Here is a 2395-nt window from a genome sequence, read left to right as displayed (position 1 = left end):
ATGGCATGGTGGTTCTCCTTGGCTTCACTGAATGACTTGAAATGTTCCTGAGTGGCTGGTTGGCAGCGGAGGTGGCGGGGCCGCCTCCGCGTCTGCCGGGCCGTTCAGCGATAGATGTTGTTTTGGGCGTTCTGGGTCGAGGTGACATGCGACTTGATGTCGTCGACGAAGGCCGCGTTGTTGCCATTCATGTTGGTGACGTTCTGCGTCTGGCCGATCAGTTGCKMRGCATTGAAGGTMGAGTCGATCTTGACSGCGCTGAACACGGGCAGGAAGGGCACGAAGCCGCCGCGCACGGCGCGCATGGCGCCGGCGTCGAGTTCTTCGGTGACGGACAGGTCCTTGATGGCGAGGGTGGTAGTCATGGCAATTCTCCTTGGGAGCGGTTGGGACTTGGGTTCGGTTGGTTCGAGCATTGTTTCTGCGCTCGGGAGGTACAAACGCATGGAGTGTGCCAAGGCGGGCCAGGTCAGCGTGAATCGCCCGCAAACGCAGGCGGGACGTGGGAAGAAATCTTTCGAGGCGGGGAAAATGGCGCCAGCGCACGGTGCGCGGTGGCTTTGGTCTGGCGGGCAAAAACCAACACAACAGACACCGGGTGTCTGCAATTACGCGACACGCCAGGCCCGCACATCGGAGCGCGGGACGCCGAGCGTCGGGCCCACGCGGCCACGCAGGCGCGTCAGGAGCAGGGCAAGCGTCAAAGCGATGCGCTCGCGCGGCAGTTGCAGGAGTTGCGTATCCAGTTCTCGACAGAGCCGGAAGCCCGGCGCCCGCGCCTAGGCGTGGCGCCTTGACCTCAGCAACTGGTTACTGGCCGGACGGGCCGGGCGCGGCTTTCTTTTACCCTCTAGCCGTCCTGGGCCGCGATTTTGGCCACGCTCCTTCGTGCTTCGTCCGCGGCGATGGCCACACGATTGCGCCCAGACGCCTTCGCCTCGTATAGCGCTTCGTCGCTTGCATTGAAGAAGACCCGCAGGCTAGCGAAACGCGCGCGGTCCTCTGCGATAGCCACACCGATGCTGACTGTAAGCACCTGGTTGGCRCTCCCCAAATTTGGGATCGCCAGGCTCTCGACTGCCGAGCGAATTTTCTCGGCCACGGCGATGGTGCCTTGCATGCCGGTGTTGGGCAACAGCACGGCGAATTCCTCGCCGCCGTAGCGGGCGGCATAGTCGCCAGGCCTGCGGATACTGTCGGCTATGCAGCGGGCAACCGCAGCCAGCGCATCGTCGCCGCCCGCGTGCCCGTAGTGGTCGTTGAAGTTCTTGAAATGATCGACATCGATCATGAGCAAGGACAAGGGCTGCTGGTTGCGCCATGCTCGGCGCCATTCAATGTCGGCGGCTTCATCCAGGGCGCGCCGGCTGCCGATACCCGTCAGGCCGTCCGTATTGACCATGAGCCGCAGGTGTTTTTCCATCGCCAGCCTGCGCCTGAACTGCCGGGAAATCAGCACCGAGAGCGCGATGAGCATGGCGTCGAGGGCAAGGATAAGCCCGCCGAACAGCCACGCCCTTTTGCGCCATTCCGCATAAACGTAGTCGGTCGACAGGCCAACGACAACCACGAGCGGGAAACCGGTAACGTGGTGGAAGTTATATAGACGTTCAGTGCCATCCAGTGCGGCAGTGCCGACATAGGATCCTTGCGAAGCTTGAGTAAGCGGAGCGAAGGACGGGCTGCTGGCAATGCTCCGCCCGATGGTGCTTGGCTCATACGGGCGCCGCATGAGAACGATGCCATCGTCCCGCAGCAGCGTGATGGTGCCCCCCGGGCCAAGCTTCGTCCCTTCGAACAGCCTCCTGAAGTAGTGGGTACGCAGCGTGCCGACGACGATGCCGGCAAAGCTGCCGTCTGCGTGCGACAACCTTCGGCTAAGGCCGATCGACTGGCCACCGTCCGTCAGGCGAGGCTGGAACGGCTGGCTGACATACAGTCCGGCAGTGGCCGAATCGCGATGCACCTTGAAGTAATCGCGGTCAGAAAGATTGACGGGACGGGGAGGGATCGAGCGGGAGTCGAGCACAAGGTGGCCTTGCTCGTCCGTCACCAGCAGGGAGCCCATGTCCGTTGCGGTTGTGGAACGGTCAAACAACACTAGCTGGCGGATGGCGGGAGGCAACCGGAGAATCTCGGGATCTTTGACGCCGTCGATTACGGAGTGCATCGACAGCTCATAGATTTCCAGATTGCGGGCGATATCGTGCTCCAGGATCAGCGAGAGATTGGCGGCCCCTTCCTGTGCGCGGGCATACGCGTCCTGGCGCATTTCATGGAGCGCACCGGCCCCTACGGCGGCAATGGCAACAGCAAGCACAAAGCTGCTGGCCACGAAAAGATTGAGGGATTTAAAGTTCACTTTTTGGCGCGGGCCAAGGTTATCCGGTTGCAT

2 protein-coding genes are annotated in these 2395 nt (G+C 62.1%); both read right to left on the bottom strand.

What is annotated here, in order from left to right; genetic code table 11:
• Positions 1–104: 104 nt before the first annotated feature.
• A complete protein-coding gene (locus AC1DT6_RS40350) occupies positions 105–365 on the bottom strand; it encodes a hypothetical protein (protein WP_477112164.1) in 261 nt (86 codons plus the stop codon).
• Positions 366–850: 485 nt separating this feature from the next.
• Positions 851–2395, bottom strand: a complete 1545-nt coding sequence (locus AC1DT6_RS40345) for a sensor domain-containing diguanylate cyclase (RefSeq protein ID WP_441629621.1) — start codon at positions 2393–2395, stop codon at positions 851–853.

This window comes from Cupriavidus sp. 01L45 (assembly GCF_056399885.1).
This window is presented reverse-complemented; position numbering and strand designations above follow the sequence as displayed.